The organism is Oceanisphaera profunda (genome assembly GCF_002157895.1).
In the GTDB taxonomy this organism is placed as follows: Bacteria; Pseudomonadota; Gammaproteobacteria; order Enterobacterales; family Aeromonadaceae; genus Oceanimonas; species Oceanimonas profunda.
In genome coordinates this window covers 2,495,713-2,514,765 of record NZ_CP021377.1, presented here as the reverse complement: position 1 = coordinate 2,514,765, position 19,053 = coordinate 2,495,713, and the positions used below count along the sequence as shown (strand labels likewise).

Annotated in this window: 16 protein-coding genes and 2 pseudogenes; 7 read left to right on the top strand and 11 right to left on the bottom strand. The window is 50.5% G+C overall.

All coding sequences use genetic code 11. The annotated features are described in order from the left end of the window. Positions 1 to 63 precede the first annotated feature (63 nt). From lptD to CBP31_RS11085, 6 genes are read left to right on the top strand one after another with little or no spacing between them, the layout of a single operon-like run. Positions 64 to 2,430, top strand: a complete 2,367-nt coding sequence (gene lptD, locus CBP31_RS11110) for an LPS assembly protein LptD (RefSeq protein ID WP_087037277.1) — start codon at positions 64 to 66, stop codon at positions 2,428 to 2,430. 24 nt (positions 2,431 to 2,454) lie between these two features. Then, the gene (gene surA / locus CBP31_RS11105; RefSeq protein WP_087037275.1) at positions 2,455 to 3,771 is read left to right on the top strand and encodes a peptidylprolyl isomerase SurA; all 1,317 of its coding nucleotides are present in this window, start codon (positions 2,455 to 2,457) and stop codon (positions 3,769 to 3,771) included. After that, positions 3,768 to 4,757: a 4-hydroxythreonine-4-phosphate dehydrogenase PdxA gene (pdxA, locus tag CBP31_RS11100; RefSeq protein WP_087037273.1), complete on the top strand. Its 990-nt coding sequence runs from the start codon at positions 3,768 to 3,770 to the stop codon at positions 4,755 to 4,757. The genes surA and pdxA overlap by 4 nt, the downstream gene beginning before the upstream one ends. Next, the gene (rsmA, locus tag CBP31_RS11095) at positions 4,750 to 5,556 is read left to right on the top strand and encodes a 16S rRNA (adenine(1518)-N(6)/adenine(1519)-N(6))-dimethyltransferase RsmA (protein ID WP_087037271.1); all 807 of its coding nucleotides are present in this window, start codon (positions 4,750 to 4,752) and stop codon (positions 5,554 to 5,556) included. Before pdxA ends, rsmA begins: the two co-directional genes overlap by 8 nt. Before the next feature lie 6 nt (positions 5,557 to 5,562). After that, a complete protein-coding gene (gene apaG / locus CBP31_RS11090) occupies positions 5,563 to 5,937 on the top strand; it encodes a Co2+/Mg2+ efflux protein ApaG (RefSeq protein WP_087037269.1) in 375 nt (124 codons plus the stop codon). Continuing rightward, positions 5,937 to 6,794: a symmetrical bis(5'-nucleosyl)-tetraphosphatase gene (locus tag CBP31_RS11085; protein WP_087037268.1), complete on the top strand. Its 858-nt coding sequence runs from the start codon at positions 5,937 to 5,939 to the stop codon at positions 6,792 to 6,794. The genes apaG and CBP31_RS11085 overlap by 1 nt, the downstream gene beginning before the upstream one ends. Before the next feature lie 227 nt (positions 6,795 to 7,021). Here CBP31_RS11085 and CBP31_RS11080 read toward each other — a convergent pair whose 3' ends face one another. The 4 genes from CBP31_RS11080 to rplU form a co-directional block, all read right to left on the bottom strand. Beyond that, positions 7,022 to 7,504, bottom strand: coding sequence for a dihydrofolate reductase (locus CBP31_RS11080; RefSeq protein WP_087037266.1), 483 nt, complete (start codon positions 7,502 to 7,504; stop codon positions 7,022 to 7,024). 3 nt (positions 7,505 to 7,507) lie between these two features. Beyond that, on the bottom strand, positions 7,508 to 8,695 hold the full coding sequence (gene cgtA, locus CBP31_RS11075; protein WP_087037264.1) for an Obg family GTPase CgtA: 1,188 nt from the start codon (positions 8,693 to 8,695) through the stop codon (positions 7,508 to 7,510). Between the two features lie 119 nt (positions 8,696 to 8,814). Next, complete coding sequence (gene rpmA, locus CBP31_RS11070; protein WP_086963814.1) at positions 8,815 to 9,072, bottom strand: 50S ribosomal protein L27; 258 nt, start codon at positions 9,070 to 9,072, stop codon at positions 8,815 to 8,817. A 17-nt stretch (positions 9,073 to 9,089) separates the two neighbouring features. Continuing rightward, positions 9,090 to 9,401, bottom strand: a complete 312-nt coding sequence (gene rplU / locus CBP31_RS11065) for a 50S ribosomal protein L21 (protein ID WP_087037262.1) — start codon at positions 9,399 to 9,401, stop codon at positions 9,090 to 9,092. A 236-nt stretch (positions 9,402 to 9,637) separates the two neighbouring features. On the opposite strand from rplU, the gene ispB reads away from it, so the two are divergent. Continuing rightward, complete coding sequence (gene ispB / locus CBP31_RS11060; protein WP_169713021.1) at positions 9,638 to 10,612, top strand: octaprenyl diphosphate synthase; 975 nt, start codon at positions 9,638 to 9,640, stop codon at positions 10,610 to 10,612. Between the two features lie 248 nt (positions 10,613 to 10,860). On the opposite strand, the gene CBP31_RS11055 is transcribed toward ispB, so the two are convergent. From CBP31_RS11055 to mutL, 7 genes and pseudogenes are all read right to left on the bottom strand, one after another. Next, positions 10,861 to 12,177: an adenylosuccinate synthase gene (locus CBP31_RS11055; RefSeq protein WP_087037260.1), complete on the bottom strand. Its 1,317-nt coding sequence runs from the start codon at positions 12,175 to 12,177 to the stop codon at positions 10,861 to 10,863. Positions 12,178 to 12,392: 215 nt separating this feature from the next. Then, on the bottom strand, positions 12,393 to 13,283 hold the full coding sequence (hflC, locus tag CBP31_RS11050; protein ID WP_087037258.1) for a protease modulator HflC: 891 nt from the start codon (positions 13,281 to 13,283) through the stop codon (positions 12,393 to 12,395). A 3-nt stretch (positions 13,284 to 13,286) separates the two neighbouring features. Further along, on the bottom strand, positions 13,287 to 14,459 hold the full coding sequence (gene hflK, locus CBP31_RS11045; protein ID WP_087037256.1) for an FtsH protease activity modulator HflK: 1,173 nt from the start codon (positions 14,457 to 14,459) through the stop codon (positions 13,287 to 13,289). Positions 14,460 to 14,514: 55 nt separating this feature from the next. Continuing rightward, positions 14,515 to 15,792: pseudogene (gene hflX, locus CBP31_RS11040) on the bottom strand (ribosome rescue GTPase HflX); the annotation flags it as partial. A 74-nt stretch (positions 15,793 to 15,866) separates the two neighbouring features. Beyond that, the gene (gene hfq / locus CBP31_RS11035) at positions 15,867 to 16,127 is read right to left on the bottom strand and encodes an RNA chaperone Hfq (protein ID WP_087037251.1); all 261 of its coding nucleotides are present in this window, start codon (positions 16,125 to 16,127) and stop codon (positions 15,867 to 15,869) included. A 53-nt stretch (positions 16,128 to 16,180) separates the two neighbouring features. Next, entirely contained in the window at positions 16,181 to 17,119 is a 939-nt protein-coding gene (gene miaA / locus CBP31_RS11030; protein WP_087037248.1) for a tRNA (adenosine(37)-N6)-dimethylallyltransferase MiaA, read from the bottom strand. Positions 17,120 to 17,128: 9 nt separating this feature from the next. Further along, positions 17,129 to 19,053, bottom strand: a pseudogene (gene mutL / locus CBP31_RS11020) (DNA mismatch repair endonuclease MutL).

Genomic DNA, 19,053 nt, shown 5'->3' with positions numbered 1-19,053 from the left:
ATGACACCCAAATCTCAACCAGCCCAATGGGCGGTGTCGCCACCAGGAAGCGAGCGTCAACCCATGAGAATACGGATTATCGGCTTACCCTTGCTGCTGCTTTCAGGCCTCACTCAGGCCCAAACTGAAACGCCAGATGCCTCAGCCCCCTCGGCCATGCCTTTCAGCCGCTGCTTTAGCCATGTGCCCTTGCTGGTAGACTCAGCAACGGGGGATACCAATGCCCCAATTAGCGTGACTGCTGATTTATTAGATGCCACCCGCGATGGTAAAATCATTTACAGCGGTCAGGTTGAAGTAGAGCAAGGCGCGCGTAAATTTAATGCCGACCAAGTAGAACTTGAACAAATTAGTCGTGATGTACTGGCCACCGGTAATATCCACTTTACCGATGGCACCATCAGCGTGGACAGTAATAAACAACTGACCGGTAACTTAAATACCAAAGACACCGAGCTAGAAGATGCCCATTATCAGTTTCACGGTGAGCCCGGTCGTGGTCTCGCCAAAAAAGTGCGCCTCAGCGACAATACTGGCCAAGTGGACTTAAATGGTGCCAGCTACACCACCTGCCCGCCGGATGGCGAGGCATGGAAATTAAAAGCCAGCTCGGTGAAAGTGGAACAAGACGAAGTATTTGGCGAAGCCTGGAACGCGGTACTGTGGCTGGGCGAGGTACCGGTGTTTTACTTCCCCTACTTAAAATTTCCCGTGAAAGACGAGCGTCAAAGCGGCTTTTTATATCCCAGCTTTAACTTTGGCGATAGTAACGGCACTGACATCAGCTTGCCTTACTACTGGAATATCGCGGAAAACTACGACGCCACCTTTACCCCGCGCTATATGGAAAAACGCGGCACTATGGCGCAATTGGAGTTTCGTTATCTACCCATTGCCGGCCAAAGTGGCACTCTATACGGCGAGTATTTAGCCAGTGACGATAAATTACTGAATACCGAGTGGGAAGAGGATGCGCGCTGGCTAGTTAACTGGCGCCATAATGCCCGCTTTGATGCCGCAGGACACTGGCGTGCCAATGTGGACTACACCAAAGTTGCGGGTTGGGATAATGCCTATTTTGATGACTTCTCGCCACCGGTTGGCCAGTTAGTAGATGACCAACTGATGCAGTCGTTTAGTGGCGGCTACTATGACAAACGCTGGCAGCTGACCACAGAAGTGCGTGATTATCAGATCTTAAAACCCAACATCGCCACCATGCCTTTCCAGCTGGCACCCAGTGTAGCCTTAACCAGCTATCAAGGTTTTGGTGGTTTTGATCTGGGTTTTGATGCTGAAGTCACCCAGTTTAAAAACGATGGCACTCAAGTTTATGAAGCTACCCGTGTGCACGCCGAACCCAAACTAGTGTACTCACTGGTTAATCAGCCAGGCGCGCAACTCACTGCTGATCTGGGTGCTTATTACACCCATTATGAACAAGATATTCCCGCTAACTTGTCGAGCTACTATGGTAATCAAGACCCCAGTGGTCTGGGGTTTACCACTGATGGCCTAGACGGCAATGTTGACCGTTTACTGCCCCGCGCACGACTGAATGGCACCTTGGTATTTGACCGTGAGACCCAGTGGTTTGAGCGCGATTTCACTCAAACTATTGAACCGCAACTGCAATATTTGTATGTACCGTTTAAAGACCAAGATAATATTGGTTTATACGATACGACCAGCATGCGCCAAGACTATTACAGTTTGTTTAGCGATCGGCGCTTTGCCGGCCTTGACCGCATCAGTGATGCCAACCAAATCACCGGCGGTTTTACCAGTCGTGTTTATGATGCAGAAAGTGTGGAGCGCTTGCGCTTAGCGGTGGCACAAACCTATAACTTTACCTCACCACGCGTGCGTTTGTATCCCAATGAAGAACTCAGCGATACCAAACAGTCGTTTTTGACTTTTGAGGGCGACCTCAATATAGACGGTAATTGGTTTGTGCATACCGAGGCACAGCAAGATACGCGTAATCATAGACTGGCGGGTGGCAATATCACCTTGGAATACAACAACCAAGGTAAATTGGCCCAGGTTGGGTTTCGCCACCTTAATCAAACCTACTTTCCCGATGCCAGCCTAACTGACGATCTGAATCAATTGGGCGGTACCTTTTCTTGGCCACTCGACCCGCAGTGGCGGCTGATTGGTGGTTATTATCGAGACATTGAACTCAATCGTAATATCGATAGTCTGATAGGACTGCGTTATGACTCTTGCTGCTGGGCGGTGAGCTTAGTGTGGGAGCAAGCACAGAAAGAAAGCAAGCTGACTAATCCCAATGAGGTAGAGCAAGAAACGCTAATTGGCTTGAGGTTCGAGTTAAAGGGCCTCAGCTCATTTGGTGCCGGTAACAGTGAGTTTTCACCAGGTACGGATTTATTACCTTACTATCGCCCCTTTAATCTCAATAACTAATTTTCATAGTGCACAGGACTTGTCATGAATAAAAGATGTAAACAATTACTGCTTGCCGCCAGTGTGGGCCTCTTCGCAGTCAGTAGCCAAGCCGTCGAACTGCTGGATAATGTCGTGGCCGTGGTCGATAAAGATGTGGTGCTAGAAAGCCAACTCACAGGCCTGGTCAATCAGGTTAAAAGCAGTGCGAATAGCGCAGGCCAAGCCTTGCCCAATGAACAAGCATTGCGCAAGCAAGCGCTGGAGCGATTAATTCTAGAGAGTTTACAGCTGCAATTAGCCGAGCGTCTGGGTCTGCGCATCACCGACACTCAGCTGGAGCAAGCCATTGCTAACGTGGCTCGCAGCCAAGGCAAAACCGCCGAGCAATTGCGCGCCGAAGCCAAAGCTGATGGCCTAAGCTACAGCCAGTTTCGCGAACAGGTACGCAACGAGATCTTACTTAGCGAATTAGCGCGCAATCAAGTGCGTCGCCGTATCAATATTTCTGACCAAGAAGTAAAGCAAGTGGTGCAGATGATGTCTGAACAAGGGCAAAACCAAAGCCGCTATCGCGTGGGTAATATCTTATTGGCGTTGCCTACCGACCCCAGTAATGTCCAACTGCGTGACGCCAGCCAACAGGCTGAACAGTTGATCAAGCAGCTCAAGCAAGGCGCAGATTTTCGCCAACTCGCCATCGCAAAAAGTGCAGGTCCTAAAGCATTAGAAGGCGGGGATTGGGGACTACTGGGTATCAATGAAATGCCCTCGTTGTTTAGCCAAGCGGTGAAAAATCACGGTAAGGGTGATATTATTGGTCCGCTGCGCTCAGGTGCGGGTGTGCATATCTTGACCATTTTTGACGTAGAAGCCGCCACACAACAAACCGTACAAGCTGTTGAAGTGCGTGCTCGCCATATCTTGCTCAAGCCCTCAATCATCATGAGTGAAGACAAAGCCCAAAGCTTGCTTAATGAGTATGCGAACTCGATTCGCAGCGGCCAAGCTACGCTCGCCCAGCTGGCCGAGCTGCATTCTGAAGATCCCGGCTCCGCCATTCAAGGCGGCGACCTAGGTTGGTCGGCACCTGAGGTGTATGTCAGTAGCTTTCGCGATGTAGTGTCGCAACTTAAGGTCGGCGAGCTCAGTGAGCCATTTCGCTCTGAGCACGGCTGGCACTTAGTGAAGCTTGAAGATAAACGTGTGGTAGATGCCACCGAACAAGCAACCGAACAAAAAGCCTATCAGCTTATTTTTAATCGTCGCTTTACTGAAGAAGTACAAACCTGGCTGGACGAACTTAAAGATGAAGCCTATATCCGTATTGTCGACACCCAATTATCAAACGGTGAACTGTGATCTGTAAACGTATCGCGATAACTCCAGGCGAGCCCGCCGGCATAGGTCCCGACCTGATGCTGGCCTTGGCTGCCCTTGATTGGCCGGTAGAGTTGGTGGTCATTGCCGACCCCGAGCTTATTCAAAGCCGCGCTCAAGCTTTAGGTAAAGAGCTAGTCTTACTGCCTTATGACTCAGAGCGTGCCCCACAACCGCAACGCGCCGGCACGCTAACTATTGCAACCGTCAAACTGGATAAGCCCGCCGTTCCTGGTGTGCTGGATGAGGCCAATGGCCTCTATGTACTGGAAACCTTAAAACGCGCGTCCGATGGCAATATGAGCGGTGAATTTGCCGCCGTGGTCACCGGCCCCGTGCACAAAGGTATTATTAATAAAGCCGGCGTGTCTTTTAGTGGCCACACTGAATTTTTTGCCCAACAAGCCAATGTGCCGGATGTGGTAATGTTACTGGCGGCACCGGGTTTACGTGTCGCGCAAGTGACCACCCACATTCCACTGGCCTACGTGGCCAAGGCCATTACCGAAGACCGTCTGACCAAAATTATTCGCATCTTACATGCGGAGCTAAAAAGTAAGTTTGGCTTAGCCGAGCCACGCATTTATGTGTGCGGCCTTAATCCGCACGCCGGTGAGGACGGCCACTTGGGCCGTGAAGAGCTGGATATTATTAGCCCGACGTTGGACAAACTTCGCGGCGAGGGCATGGAGCTTATTGGGCCGGTTTCTGCGGACACCGCATTTCAGCCCAAATATATGCAAGACGCCGATGCCTATTTAGCCATGTATCATGACCAAGGCTTACCGGTACTTAAATACATTGGTTTTGGCCAAGCGGTGAATATCACCCTCGGCTTGCCCTTTATCCGCACCTCTGTGGATCATGGCACTGCTTTAGAGTTAGCAGGAACCGATAAAATCGATGCGGGCAGCATGCTGTGCGCGCTTAATCAAGCCATTGAAATGATAGAAACACGCGATGAATAGTAAAGTCCACCAAGGGCACAAAGCCCGTAAACGCTTTGGCCAAAACTTCTTACACGATGACTACGTAATCGATCAAATTGTGGATGCTATTTATCCCACAGATGACTTTACCATGGTTGAAATTGGTCCGGGTCTGGGCGCCTTAACCGGCCCAGTATGCGAGCGCATCGAACGCCTGAATGTGGTGGAGCTCGACCGAGACTTGGCCGCGCGCTTAGCGGCCCACCCGTTCTTAAAAGACAAGCTCAACATTCATCAAGCGGATGCCATGAAGTTCGATTTTACTCAGCTGTTAGAGCCGGGTAAAAAGATGAAGATTTTTGGCAATCTGCCTTACAACATCTCTACTCAGCTGATGTTTCACCTGTTTGAGTTTGCCGTTCACGTACAAGACATGCACTTTATGCTGCAAAAAGAAGTGGTAAACCGCCTCGCGGCAGGCCCAGGTAGTAAGACCTACGGCCGCTTAAGCGTCATGGCGCAATATTACTGCCAAGTAGTACCGGTGTTGGAAGTGGGGCCAGAAGCCTTTCAGCCGGCGCCTAAAGTCAACTCGGCGGTAGTAAAACTATTACCTTATGAAGTCCCCCCCTATCCTGCGCAAGATATAGCTTGCCTGTCGCAGGTCACGGCCGATGCCTTTGGTAAACGCCGCAAAACGATTCGTAATAGTTTAAGCCACCTGTTTAACCAAGAGCAGTTGACCGAGCTTGGCTTAGATCCCGGTGCCCGTCCTGAGCAGCTGACACTGGCGCAATACGTCACCTTGGCCAATGCCTTGGCCCAACGCAAGGAATAGCTTTCTATGTCTCCCGACCATATTCACATTACTACCGAGCCCCATTACTTAGCCGAACATTCCGCACCCGATGAGCAAAACTATGTATTTGCTTACACCATTAGCATCCAAAATCGCGGCCCAAACAGTGTGCAACTGCTGAGCCGCCGTTGGCTGATAACGGATGCCAATGGCAAAATAATTGAGGTAGAAGGCAGTGGTGTGGTGGGCGAACAGCCTAATATTGCGCCGGGAGCCATTTTCACCTATACCAGCGGCGTTAAATTAGACACCCCGGTAGGCGTGATGGAAGGCAGTTATCTCTTTATTGAGCAAGATGGTCGCGAATTTGCGGCACCCATAGCTCCCTTTCGTCTGTCTTTGCCACATCTGATTAACTGATGGCCACGTATATTATTGGCGATTTGCAAGGGTGTTTGGCTGAACTCGATACCCTGCTTAATGAGGTGGCGTTTCGTCCTTCCCGTGATCAACTCTGGCTCACCGGTGACTTAGTCGCCCGTGGGCCCGACTCGCTTGGCTGTTTACGCCGCGTTATCGCGCTCGGTAATGCGGCTACTACTGTATTGGGCAATCACGACTTGCACTTATTAGCGGTCGCCAATGGCATAGCCCAGCCTAAAGCGGCGGATAAAATCATGCCGATATTACAAGCCGCCGATAGCTCAGACTTATTGTATTGGTTACGTCAGCAGCCACTGCTGGCCGAATATCAACCCGCAGCAGATAAGCGATCTGAATATAAGTCGGCGGCACAAGCTCAGCCTTTTGTCATGACCCACGCAGGCATTCCCCCGCAGTGGAGTATTGAGCAAGCAAGAGCGGCGGCACGCAGTGCCGAAGCTGAGCTACGCTCCCCCGATTACCAAGAGCGCTTGGCACAAATGTACGGTAATTTACCGAATTTTTGGCAAGCAGACTTAACCGCGGTCGAGCAACTGCGCTTTACCATCAATGCCTTTACACGCATGCGCTTTTGCCATCCTGACGGCAGTTTAGACTTTGGCTATAAGGCGGGGTTAAGCGACGCACCGGGCGAACTCACACCTTGGTTCACTTTACGCCAAGATCGCCAAGATCCCCCACTGATCTTCGGCCATTGGGCCGCATTAGAGGGTGAGTGTCAGGTAGAAGATATTTATGCGTTAGATACAGGCTGTGTGTGGGGCGGCAGTATGACATTATTATGCTGGGAAACCGGTGAGCGCATCAGTACGCCCTGCCCCTTGTATGCGTGAAGGGTAAAGAGTGAAGAGGACGGGATAAACAAGCGCCGAGCACCTAGCGCTAAGCTAGGGCTGAAACAAGAACAACTGCTTTGCGGTAACGGTAAAGCGTGAAGCGTGAAGCGTGAAGCTGAAAGAATAGAGCATTAAAACTAAGACAGTAATAAAAGTGAAGGGTGAGAGGGAAACATCCAATCTGCAAACGCAGGGTTGCCTCCTCACTCTTTACCCTTCACGCTTTATACTCGTTTATAAACCTGGAACCTGCAGTTATATTCATTACGCTCGTCACCAAGGCGTAACTGCTCAGACTCAAGCTGCCAATCTGCGGCCTGAAACGGAAAATAGGTATCACCCTCAACATCCGCTTCAATCTGGGTTAGGTATAAGCGCTGGCTTAACGGCAAGAATGCCTGATACAGCTGGCCACCGCCCATCACCATTACCTCACTCTCTCCGGCTAATAACGCCAGCGCCGCTTCAGGCGATGGCACTACTTCGGTACCGATTGGCGCCTCAATTAAGCTTTGGCTAACAATAATATTACGTCGGCCTGGCAAGGCACGGCCGATAGAGTTGAAGGTGTTGCGCCCCATCACTATCGGCTTACCCAGCGTGGTCTGCTTAAAGTACGCTAAATCCGCCGGCAAATGCCAAGGCATGGCATTGTCTTTACCAATCACGCCGTTACGCGTCATGGCCACGATTAAAGCAACTATCATAGCTTATTCACGCGTGTAGATAACATGGCCGTCATCTTCTTCGTCGTCCCAGTCGTCATCATCGTCTTCGTCGTCAAAGTCTTGTGCGAGCGGCTTACTGTGCTCTTCCAACGTCGTCTCGTGGTAGTCGTCCCACTTGAAGTTCACCACTTCACGGGCATCTTCTAACTCTTGTTGAGTACGAGGATTTTCATCTAAGAAGTCCATCAGCGCTTCGGTCACTTCTTTAGTGCCGTCTTTACTGATGGCGGTGATGCGAAATACTGGGCCTTGCCAGTCTAAGCGCTTAATCACACGTTCGATAATGGCTTCCGCTTCTTCTGGTAACACTAAGTCGAGCTTATTAAACAGCAACCAGCGTGGCTTATTGGCCACAGTTTCACTGTATTGCACCAGCTCATTGATGATGATCTCAGCGTTATCTGCAGGATCTGTCTCATCAGCAGGCAGCACATCTATGATGTGCAGCAACACACGGCAACGCTCTAAGTGTTTTAAGAAGCGAATACCTAAGCCAGCACCGTCGGCAGCACCTTCAATCAAGCCGGGAATATCCGCAACCACGAAGCTTCTATGACCGTCACAACGTACCACACCTAAGTTAGGCGCAAGGGTGGTAAAGGGATAATCCGCCACTTTTGGCTTAGCCGCAGACACGGCGCGGATAAAGGTAGATTTACCGGCATTGGGTAAACCCAACATGCCTACGTCTGCTAGCAGTAATAGCTCCAGCACTAAGGCACGAACTTCACCTGGCGTGCCATTGGTTTTTTGGCGAGGCGCACGGTTAACTGAGCTTTTAAAACGCGCATTGCCCAAACCATGGAAACCGCCTTTGGCCACCAGCAACTTCTGACCGTCACGGGTTAAATCACCAAGGATTTCGCCCGTCATCTCATCTTTAGCGCGAGTACCGACCGGTACTTTGATCACTAAATCTTGACCACGTTTACCCGTACAGTTACTGCTACGGCCATTCTCGCCACGCTCGGCACGATGAAAGCGTTCAAAGTGGTAATCGATCAGGGTGTTGAGGTTAGTGTCTGCCAGCATATATAAGTCGCCACCATCACCACCATCGCCACCATCTGGGCCACCATTGGGAATATATTTTTCACGGCGAAAACTCACACAACCGTTACCACCGTCACCGGCTTCAACTTGGATTTGTGCTTCATCTACAAATTTCATTACATTAATCTCCCATTCGTGCACTGACACCAGTGTATCTGGTTTCAGCACCGAACGTGCTTTTTATAAAGCAAAAAGCCCCGCCGATGGGCGGGGCTTTCTTAGTTCAGCCTTGATGCTTACTCAGCTTCAATGCTTACGAACTTACGGTTGTTTGGACCTTTAACTTCAAACTTCACCTTGCCAGAGGCAGTGGCGAATAAAGTGTGGTCTTTGCCCAAACCAACGTTAACGCCGGCGTGGAAACGAGTGCCGCGCTGACGAACGATGATGTTGCCCGCCAAGACACTTTCACCACCAAAACGCTTAACACCAAGACGTTTACTTTCTGAATCGCGACCGTTACGAGTTGAGCCGCCTGCTTTTTTCGATGCCATGGAACTGAACTCCTATATTAAGCGCTGATAGCCGTGATCTTAACTTCAGTGAACCACTGACGATGACCTTGCTGTTTGCGTGAGTGCTTACGACGACGGAACTTAACGATCTTGACTTTTTTGCCACGACCGTGAGCTACGACTTCAGCTGTTACTGTGCTACCGTCGATGTAAGGAACACCAACTTTAACATCTTCACCTTGAGCAACCATTAGCACTTTGTCAAAATTGACAGATGCGCCAGTTTCAACGTCTAATTTTTCTAGACGAATTACCAGACCTTCGGTTACACGGTGCTGTTTTCCGCCGCTTTGGATTACCGCGTACATGATTTTAACTCCGAATTATTGGCACTTTTACCCTCAAAGGGGCGTGCACTAAAACTGTTCTACAATGGTCGCGTATTGTACGCAGATTGATAGGGCGAGACAAGAGTGCAGGCATAAAAAAATCAGTCTTATCGCACAAGCTTGCAAAGGCGGGCTTGTCGGCTTTATCCCTATGGTAAATAGTGTAAAATCCCAGCATCAGTGGCTGTTGACGGCGTCGTTTGGCTTATAAATTTATGGTAAATATGAATAAAATAAAACAATTGACCGAGCAAGATATGCAATCGGTGAACGATTTAATCAGCTCACGACTGCAATCAGACGTGGCGCTCATTAATCAACTGGGCTTCTATATAGTGGGTGCCGGCGGTAAGCGGATGCGCCCCCAACTCACCGTATTGGCCGCTCGCGCCTTAGGCTACGAGGGTGATGCGCACATTACCTTGGCTGCCATTATCGAGTTTATTCACACCGCCACCTTGCTGCATGATGACGTGGTCGATGAGTCAGACTTACGCCGTGGCCGCGATACCGCCAATGCTTTATTTGGTAATGCAGCCAGCGTCTTGGTCGGCGATTTCCTTTATACCCGCGCGTTTCAGATGATGACTGAGCTGGATAACATGAAAATCATGCATATCTTAAGCGACGCCACCAATATTATTGCCGAAGGTGAAGTGCTGCAGTTAATGAATTGCAACGATCCCGACACCACCCAAGACAGCTATATGCAGGTGATTTACTGCAAGACTGCCAAATTATTTGAAGCAGCCACCCGCTTGGCTGCGGTGCTGACTCATCAAGCGCCTGACGTAGAACAAGCCATGCTGGATTACGGTAAATATTTAGGTACTGCTTTCCAGCTGGTTGACGACATCATGGACTACAGCTCAGACAGTCAGGACATGGGTAAGAACGTCGGCGACGACTTGAGCGAGGGTAAGCCTACCCTGCCCCTGCTGCGTGCCATGGAAGTGGGTAACGACGCGCAACGCGAGCGTATTCGTGATGCCATCGCTAATCGTACCGGTATGGATCATCTTGAAGAGATCATGGGCATCTTGGCCGACACCCAAGCGCTGGAATACAGCCAGCAACAAGCCGAGCTTGAAGCGCAAAAAGCCATCGACAGTTTACGCATCTTGCCCGATTCCGATCACAAACAAGCGCTGATCGACTTGGCTCATATGGCTGTAGAACGCAGCAGCTGATGCGGCTTCGCCGATGAAGGGTGGTAAAACTGGATATCTGCAAGCTCGGTGTGTTTTCTTTATGCTGAGCTTGCCTCGGTATCTAGTACTTAGGAAAAGCGAGATCCTGACGTGCGTCAGGAAGACGGCTAACACCTAGATCTGAAGGTTAGGTGTTTTTCACCTCCCTCCTCACGCTTTACCCCTTACGTTAAAACAAAAACGCCAGCTCAATGAGCTGGCGTTTTTTATATGGATAAACCTAACGATTAAGCATCAAAAGGATGAAGCAAAATCATGGTCTCATCACGATCGGGGCCGGTCGAAATAATATCAATCGGCACACCGGATAACTCTTCGATGCGCTTAATGTAATTGCGCGCCGCTTGTGGCAAACCTTCAAGGGTGACCACACCTACAGTGTTATCGCTCCAGCCTGGCATAGTCTCATACACAGGAATAACGGTATCATAATCTTCGGCTGCCATAGGTGGCACATCCTTGACTGAACCGTCTGGCATTTGATAGCCCACGCAGATTTTCAGCTCTTTCAAGCCATCCAATACGTCTAGCTTGGTTAAGCAGAAACCGGAAATGGAGTTCACTTGAACGGCACGCTTAACGGCCACCAAGTCCAACCAACCGGTACGACGCAAACGACCGGTAGTAGCACCAAATTCATGGCCCACTGTACCTAGGTGTTTGCCGACGTCATCTAGCTTCTCTTGACCGTCGTACAGCTCGGTCGGGAAAGGACCTGAGCCGACGCGAGTGGCATAGGCCTTGATGATACCCAACACATAATCAATGTGACGAGGACCAAAACCTGAGCCAGTAGCAACGCCGCCAGCCGTGGTATTAGATGAGGTCACAAATGGATAAGTGCCGTGGTCAATGTCCAGCAAGGTACCTTGGGCACCTTCGAACATGATTTTATCACCGTTTTTACGGGCAATATCCAGCACGTCGGTAACATCAATCACCATACTGGTCAGCAGAGCTGCATAACCTTTGGCTTCTTCTAATACCGTTTCATAGGAAACCGCTTCTACACCGTAAAAACCGGTGAGCTGGAAATTATAATATTCTACAATTTCTTTCAACTTAACGGCAAAGGTGTCCATGTTGGCAAGGTCGCCGACGCGCAAACCGCGGCGTGCTACTTTGTCTTCATAGGCTGGGCCAATACCACGTCCTGTAGTACCAATGGCGTTAGCACCGCGCGCGATTTCTCGTGCTTGGTCCATGGCCACATGGTATTGCAGGATCAGCGGGCAAGCTTCACTGAGTACCAAACGCTCGCGCACTGGCACACCGCGGGCTTCCAAACCGGCCATTTCCTTTAACAAAGCTTCCGGCGACAACACTACACCGTTGGCAATAATGCACAGGCAGTTGTCACGTAAAATACCTGATGGAATAAGGTGGAGAACGGTTTTTTCACCGTCGATAACAAGAGTATGACCCGCGTTATGGCCGCCTTGATAGCGAACAACATAACGGGCTCTGTCAGTCAGAAGGTCTACAACCTTCCCCTTGCCTTCATCACCCCATTGGGTGCCGAGTACAACAACGTTTTGTCCCATTTTTCCTTTCACTAACTGTTAAGTTATTAAAAACCGAGTCTATCAAATTTTGACCAGAGTCGGAATAAAGTAATGCCAATAAAACGAAACCAGCGTTAAACGATAAGCGCTCAGCCATCAGTTAAAGACCACCAGCGCCTTTTTATCGACTTACGGTAAAACATAAAAAAGCCCGGCGAACCGGGCTTGGTTTGATTAAACGAGCTTATTCGATGTTACTGAGCTTTCCCTGACGGGTCTTTCAGGAAGCGGAAGAAATCACCATCCGGCTTCAATACCATCAAGTCACCGCCCTGCTCAAAGCTTTTACGATAGGCTTCGAGGCTACGAATAAAGCTGAAAAAATCCGGGTCAGCTGAATAGGCATCCGCGTAAATCGTTGCTGCTGATGCATCACCTTCACCGCGTAAGGTACGGCTATTACGCTGAGCGTCAGCAATCATAACGGTTACGTCACGATCGGCTTTCGCCTTAATAATTTCTGCCTGCTCACGGCCTTGAGATCTGTGCTCTCGGGCCACGGCGGCACGCTCAGCACGCATCCGCTGATAGATAGAAGTAGAGATTTCGGTCGGCAGGTTGATTTGCTTGATCCGTACATCCACCACTTTGATACCTAAATCAGCAGACGACTCCAACTGATTACGCAACGCCGCTTCCATGACTTCGCCCCGTTTACCGGACACGATTTCACGAATGGTCAAGTTACCAATTTCTGAACGCAGGCTGTTGTTAATACGACGGCGTAACAGGTTTTCTGCTTGCAGACGATTACCACCACCCGTGGCCAAATAATAAGTAGCAAAGTTGTCGATACGCCATTTCACGTAGGAGTCGATGATTAAGTCTTTCTTCTCCGAGGTGATAAAGCGATCTGCCTGATCATCTAAGGTCTGTAAGCGGGCATCGAGTTTGCGCACTTGATCTATCATCGGCACTTTAAAGTGCAGGCCAGGCCCATAAAGCGTCGGCAGCTCAGTACCTTGCTCACGTTTTACTTTGCCAAATTGCAGCACTATACCGCGCTCACCTTCTACGACCACGAATACCGAGGCATAAAAAATGATGGCAATCAGGGCAACAATAACCAATAAACCTTTTCTCATGGCTTAGTTTCTCCCTGTTGGACGAATAGTGCCTTGCTCATTACCGGCTCTGGTTTGGCCACTGTCTGAACCCGCTTGTTTTTGTAAGCCATTGATATAATCCGAGGTAATAATATTCGGATCTACCACTGTCTTACGACTGGCGTTTTGCTCAACCAACTTGTCCAACGGCAGATACATCAGGTTGCTGCTTCCTTCAGGCGTATCAACGATCACCTTGTTTACCTTGGAATAAATTTCTTCCATGGTCTCAAGATAAATACGTTGGCGCATCAAGTCAGGCTGCTGCTGATATTGCGGTAACAGCTGGCGGAATCGTGCCACTTCACCTTCGGCACGCAGTGCAATCTGCTCTTTATAACCTTCGGCTTCTTGTAGCAGACGCTTAGCTTGGCCTCGAGCCTTAGGCCGAATTTCACGGTCATAGGCTTCGGCTTCACGAATAAAGCGCTGTTCATCTTCTTGAGCGGCGATCGCATCATCGAAAGCATCTTTTACTTCTTCCGGCGGACGAGCCGGCAAAAAGTTCAGATCCACTATCGATAAACCCAGATCATAAGGTTCGATAATATTTTCGAGTAGTTCGCGGGTTGCTTGACGCACCCCGTCACGGCCCGTGGTCAAGACGTCATCCATGGTGCTGTGACCCACCACAAAACGCAGCGCACTGTCGAGTGCCTGATGCAAACTGTCGTCGGCGTTAGTGACGTTAAACAGATAGTCGCGAGGTTCGATCACGCGATACTGCACTTCCATCTCCACGCGCACCAAGTTTTCATCTTCAGTCAGCATAAAACCAGACGCAGGTTGTGAGCGCACCGACTCCACATCCACCGGGAATACCCGGTCGATAAAGGTCGCTTTCCAGCTTAAGCCTGGCTCTACGGTTTGGTAATAATTACCAAAACGCAGCACCACACCACGCTGAGCTTCGCCAATCGTATAGAAACCGCTGACGACCCACACCACTAGGGCTACCACCAAGGCGATGACCACGGCAAAAGAGCCTAGATCGCCTCCGTTACCGGAATCAGAGCTGCGCTTGCCGAGTACACCACCGAACTTATTTCTCAGGTTTCGAATTACCTGATCCAGATCTGGCGGACCTTGCTGCTTACCGTTATTCCCCCAAGGGTCACGGTCTTTGCCACCATTTCCAGGCTCATTCCAAGCCATTTGTCTCTCCGTCTTTCTGATTTATAAAAGTAACTTTATCAAGCAATTCATCGCTTATAAAGCGCTCTAACGGCTCTTCTTCCTGTTTCAACAAGCGCTGCCAATCCGCCTGTTGTAACCGAATATCCACTACAAACTCGCCCTGCTCACCAAAAGTCTCACTGACCACGCCATTAAGCGCATACAAGCGACTGCGCAGCTTAGATGCCGTAGGCGGCAGGATTAATCTATGCTCGACCAAGGCGCCGGCCAGCAATTGGTTAAGGGCATCAAGCAAAAACTCGATGCCTTGATTGTTTTGCGCCGAAAGCCACACCGCTCGCGGCAAACCCGCTTCGTTTAGCTCAAGACGCGGCGGCGTATTATCTAACTTATCTATCTTATTGAACACCATAAGCACCGGCACATGGTCGGCCTCTATTTGCTCAAGGACAGAATTCACTTCGTCGATATTTTCGTTCATTTGCTCATCAAAGCAATCCACCACATGCAGCAATAAATCTGCATCACGGGTTTCTTGCAATGTGGCCTTAAAAGCTGCAATCAAGTCGTGGGGCAAATGACGAATAAAACCCACCGTATCGGCTAGTACCGACGGCCCCGCATCCGGCAATTCAATTTTACGCAAGGTCGGATCTAGGGTGGCAAACAATTGGTCTGCCGCATAAACGTTGGCATCAGTCAGGCGATTAAATAACGTCGACTTGCCGGCGTTGGTATAGCCCACCAAAGACACGGTAGGAATCGCATTACGCTTGCGTGCCCGACGTCCCTGCTCGCGCTGGCGCGCTACTTTATCAAGGCGCTTTTGAATCAGTTTAATGCGCTCTCGCAACAAGCGACGGTCGGTTTCCAGCTGCATTTCACCGGGTCCGCGCAAGCCTATGCCGCCTTTTTGGCGTCCCAGCTCGGCACGCCCACCCACCAAACGCGTCGACATATGACTAAGCTGAGCCAATTCCACCTGCAGTTTACCCTCATGGGTACGGGCGCGCTGGGCAAAAATATCTAAAATAAGCCCAGTACGGTTTAGCACTCGGCAGTTGATCACCCGCTCTATGTTGCGCTCTTGCGATGCGCTGAGCGGATGATTAAAAATCACCACATCCGCATTCACCATCTGCACCAATGCGGCCAATTCATCTATTTTACCCGAGCCAATAAATAATTTGGCTTGCGGGGAAGCACGGCTGCCGGTTAGTAAACCGACACGCTCCACGCCTGCTGAGTCGACCAATAATTCCAGCTCTTCGAGATCTTCACGTTCTTTATCATTATCAAAATTAATGTGCACCAGAATAGCAGTCTCGCTGCTTTCATCACGCTCAAACAAATTGCGTACTCCCTAACATGAAGTCGACATTAACCGTCAAGCTCAAGGCTACTCCCAGGCCGGTGTGCTTAAACTTACTCGGGTTGTTGCTCGCTCGCAGGTAACTCGGCACTGGCGCTGGGTGTCATCTGTACCGGACGGGCAGGCACCACAGTTGAAATAGCGTGCTTATAGACCATCTGGCTGACGGTATTTTTCAGTAAGATAACGAATTGATCAAATGACTCTACTTGTCCTTGTAGCTTAATGCCATTGACTAGATAAATAGAGACCGGGACCCGCTCACGGCGCAGCGCATTCAAAAATGGGTCCTGCAAAGATTGTCCCTTAGCCATAATGTTGTCCTTATCTTTATCGTTATGAGTGTTGTTATTGTTGTTGTCTATTATTATTGGTCGTTATTTACGGCTTTTATCTGGGCTATTACATCCTGAGCCAACAAGGTATTGTGAGTGTCTAACCAGCGTACATCTGGCCAGCCTCTCAGCCAAGTAAGCTGGCGTTTCGCCAGCTGGCGCGTGGCAGCCTGCCCCCGCGCCACCATTTCATCATAGCCGACTACACCGCTCAGGTAATCCCACATTTGACGATAACCCACGCAACGAATAGAGGGTAAATCGGGATGTAAATCGCCGCGCTCATACAAAGCTAGAACTTCTTGTTCAAAGCCTGAATCCAACATTTGTAGAAAACGTGCATCAATCCGCTGATGCAGCTCGCTACGATCGTTAGGCGCAATGGCAAACTGTAACACTTTGTAAGGTAAGGGATCACCCTTATGCTGCGTTAATTCTGTCAGCGTGCACCCAGAAATGCGAAAAACCTCTAATGCGCGGGAGATTCGTTGCGGATCATTAGGGTGAATACGCGCCGCCGCCACCGGGTCAATCTCGGCCAACTCTTGATGCAAAGCCTCCCACCCTTTCAACTGAGCTTGCACTTCAATTTGTGCGCGTATCTCAGCATTGGCGCTCGGCAGGGGCGATAACCCCTCCAGCAAGGCTTTGAAATACAGCATGGTGCCGCCCACTAACAGCGGAATACGCCCCGCCGCGGTGATTTCAGCCATGGCAGCTAGCGCATCATGTCTAAAATCCGCCGCCGAATAGGCTTCATCGGGTTCAATTAAATCAATCAAGCGATGCGGCGCCAGTGCTTGTTCCGCTGCGGTCGGCTTAGCCGTGCCAATATTCATCCCTTTATATACCAGCGCTGAGTCGACGCTGATCAACTCACAGGGCAATTGCTGGCACAACTCCATGGCAAGGCTAGTTTTACCGGACGCCGTAGGGCCCATTAAAAATATTGCGAGCGGTTTAGTACTCATGCTGAGTACTTATAAAGAGTGCTCATGATTCCACCTGTCTAATTGTTGCGCGAGCGCTAAGGGCCGTAAAAAGTTACTAATGGCAGCAGTGGCTAAATCACTTGGCAGCTCAGCGTGAAGTTGCTGCCATAGAGCACGGGCTTCAGCCATCGACCAATTGCTCGTTTTAGCCTGATGTTGTGCGCACAGCCACTGACATAATTCCGCCGGTGCCACTTTACTCTGCAACTGGTTTAATAATTCAGGAAACAGTCGCGCTAAGTCTGCATGGCGCAGTGGCTGCGGCACGCGTGTGAGAATAATGGTGTCGCCACTGCCCTTTTTCAACTCCAGCCCCAACTTTTGCAATTGCGCTTGATGCTCCACCACGGCTTGCTGCTGTGTCGCATCCAGGCTAATGCGAATGGGCAGCAACAAGGGTTGCGGCGTAAACCCTTGCTCCCACACCGCAAATAAAGCACGACCGTCCATGTAAGCACGCGCCCGATTAAGCTCGCACAACCAGAGTTGCGCTTGATGCCACACCACTAGCCCCTGACCGTTAACCAGCTGCAGCGCTTGGCTGTGCTCAATACTTAATGGCTGAGCCGCCTCCGCGAGCGCGGGTGATTCAGTTTGCAACTGGCCTTGTGCCTGGGGGGAGCATCATAAGGTTGAGAGATCGGCGGCAAAGTGGTTAATAGACCGTCTATGCCCTGCCATGCGCTACGGCTAATATTGCTGGGCGAACTATCTCGGGCCGAGCCCTCGCGTGTAGCGCCGCCATAGCCATGGCGCGGTGCCTGATAACGCACCGGTTCAGCGCGAGCCGTGCTCTGTGTGTTGGCGTAATGCTGGCTGCTTCTTACCTCTGACGTTGCTACTGACGGCGCTGCTGAATATGCGTCCAGACCCGAATTTGATTCTAAGTCTGAATCTGGCTCAGCCAACACTTGCGGCGCCTGCTCCAGTGCTTGGGCTAATACCTGATAGATAAAATCGTGCACCAAACGCGCTTGATGAAACCGTACTTCGTGCTTCGCCGGATGCACGTTGACATCCACTTCGCTGGCATCCAATTCCAGATATAAAACGAAGGCGCCGTGAGTATCATTGGGCAGCCGGTCGCCATAGGCTTGACGCACCGCATGATTAAGCAATTTATCGCGCATCATGCGGCCATTTACGTAGGTGTATTGCACATCTGGCTGAGATCGGCCGCCTTCTGGCGCCGCTAACCAGCCCCACAAGCGCAAACCATGATGTTCACAGTCAACCTTAAGTGCCGACTGCATAAACGCCGAGCCACAAATGGCCGCCAGCCGCTTATCTTGCTGAGACGGCACTCGGGCGGCGCGATATTGGCGCACTTGTTTGCCGTTATGGCGCAATATCCAATCCACGTCGAAGCGACTGAGCGCGATGCGACGGATCAGCTCATCAATATGACTAAATTCGGTTTTTTCGGTGCGCATAAACTTGCGCCGCGCAGGCGTATTAAAAAATAAATCGCTGACTTCTAGCGTGGTGCCGATAGGGTGAGAGGCGGGCATCAGCTTCACCTCCATATCGCGCCCTTCAGCCATAGCCTGCCAAGCTTCATTTTGCTCGGCGGTTCTGGAGGTGAGAGTAAGCCGCGCCACCGAGCTAATCGAGGCCAGCGCTTCACCACGAAAGCCCAAGCTCATAATGCACTCGAGATCTTCCAGGGTGCTGACTTTTGAGGTGGCATGGCGCGATAACGCCAGCGCCAACTCTTCTTTAGCAATACCGGTGCCATTGTCGCGGATACGGATTAATTTAACGCCGCCCTTTTCGATGTCCACCTCGACCCGAGTCGCGCCCGCGTCCAAGCTATTTTCAATCAACTCTTTCACCACAGAGGCGGGACGCTCAACCACTTCACCGGCGGCTATTTGGTTTGCCAAGCGCGCGGGTAGGATCTGAATTGCCAT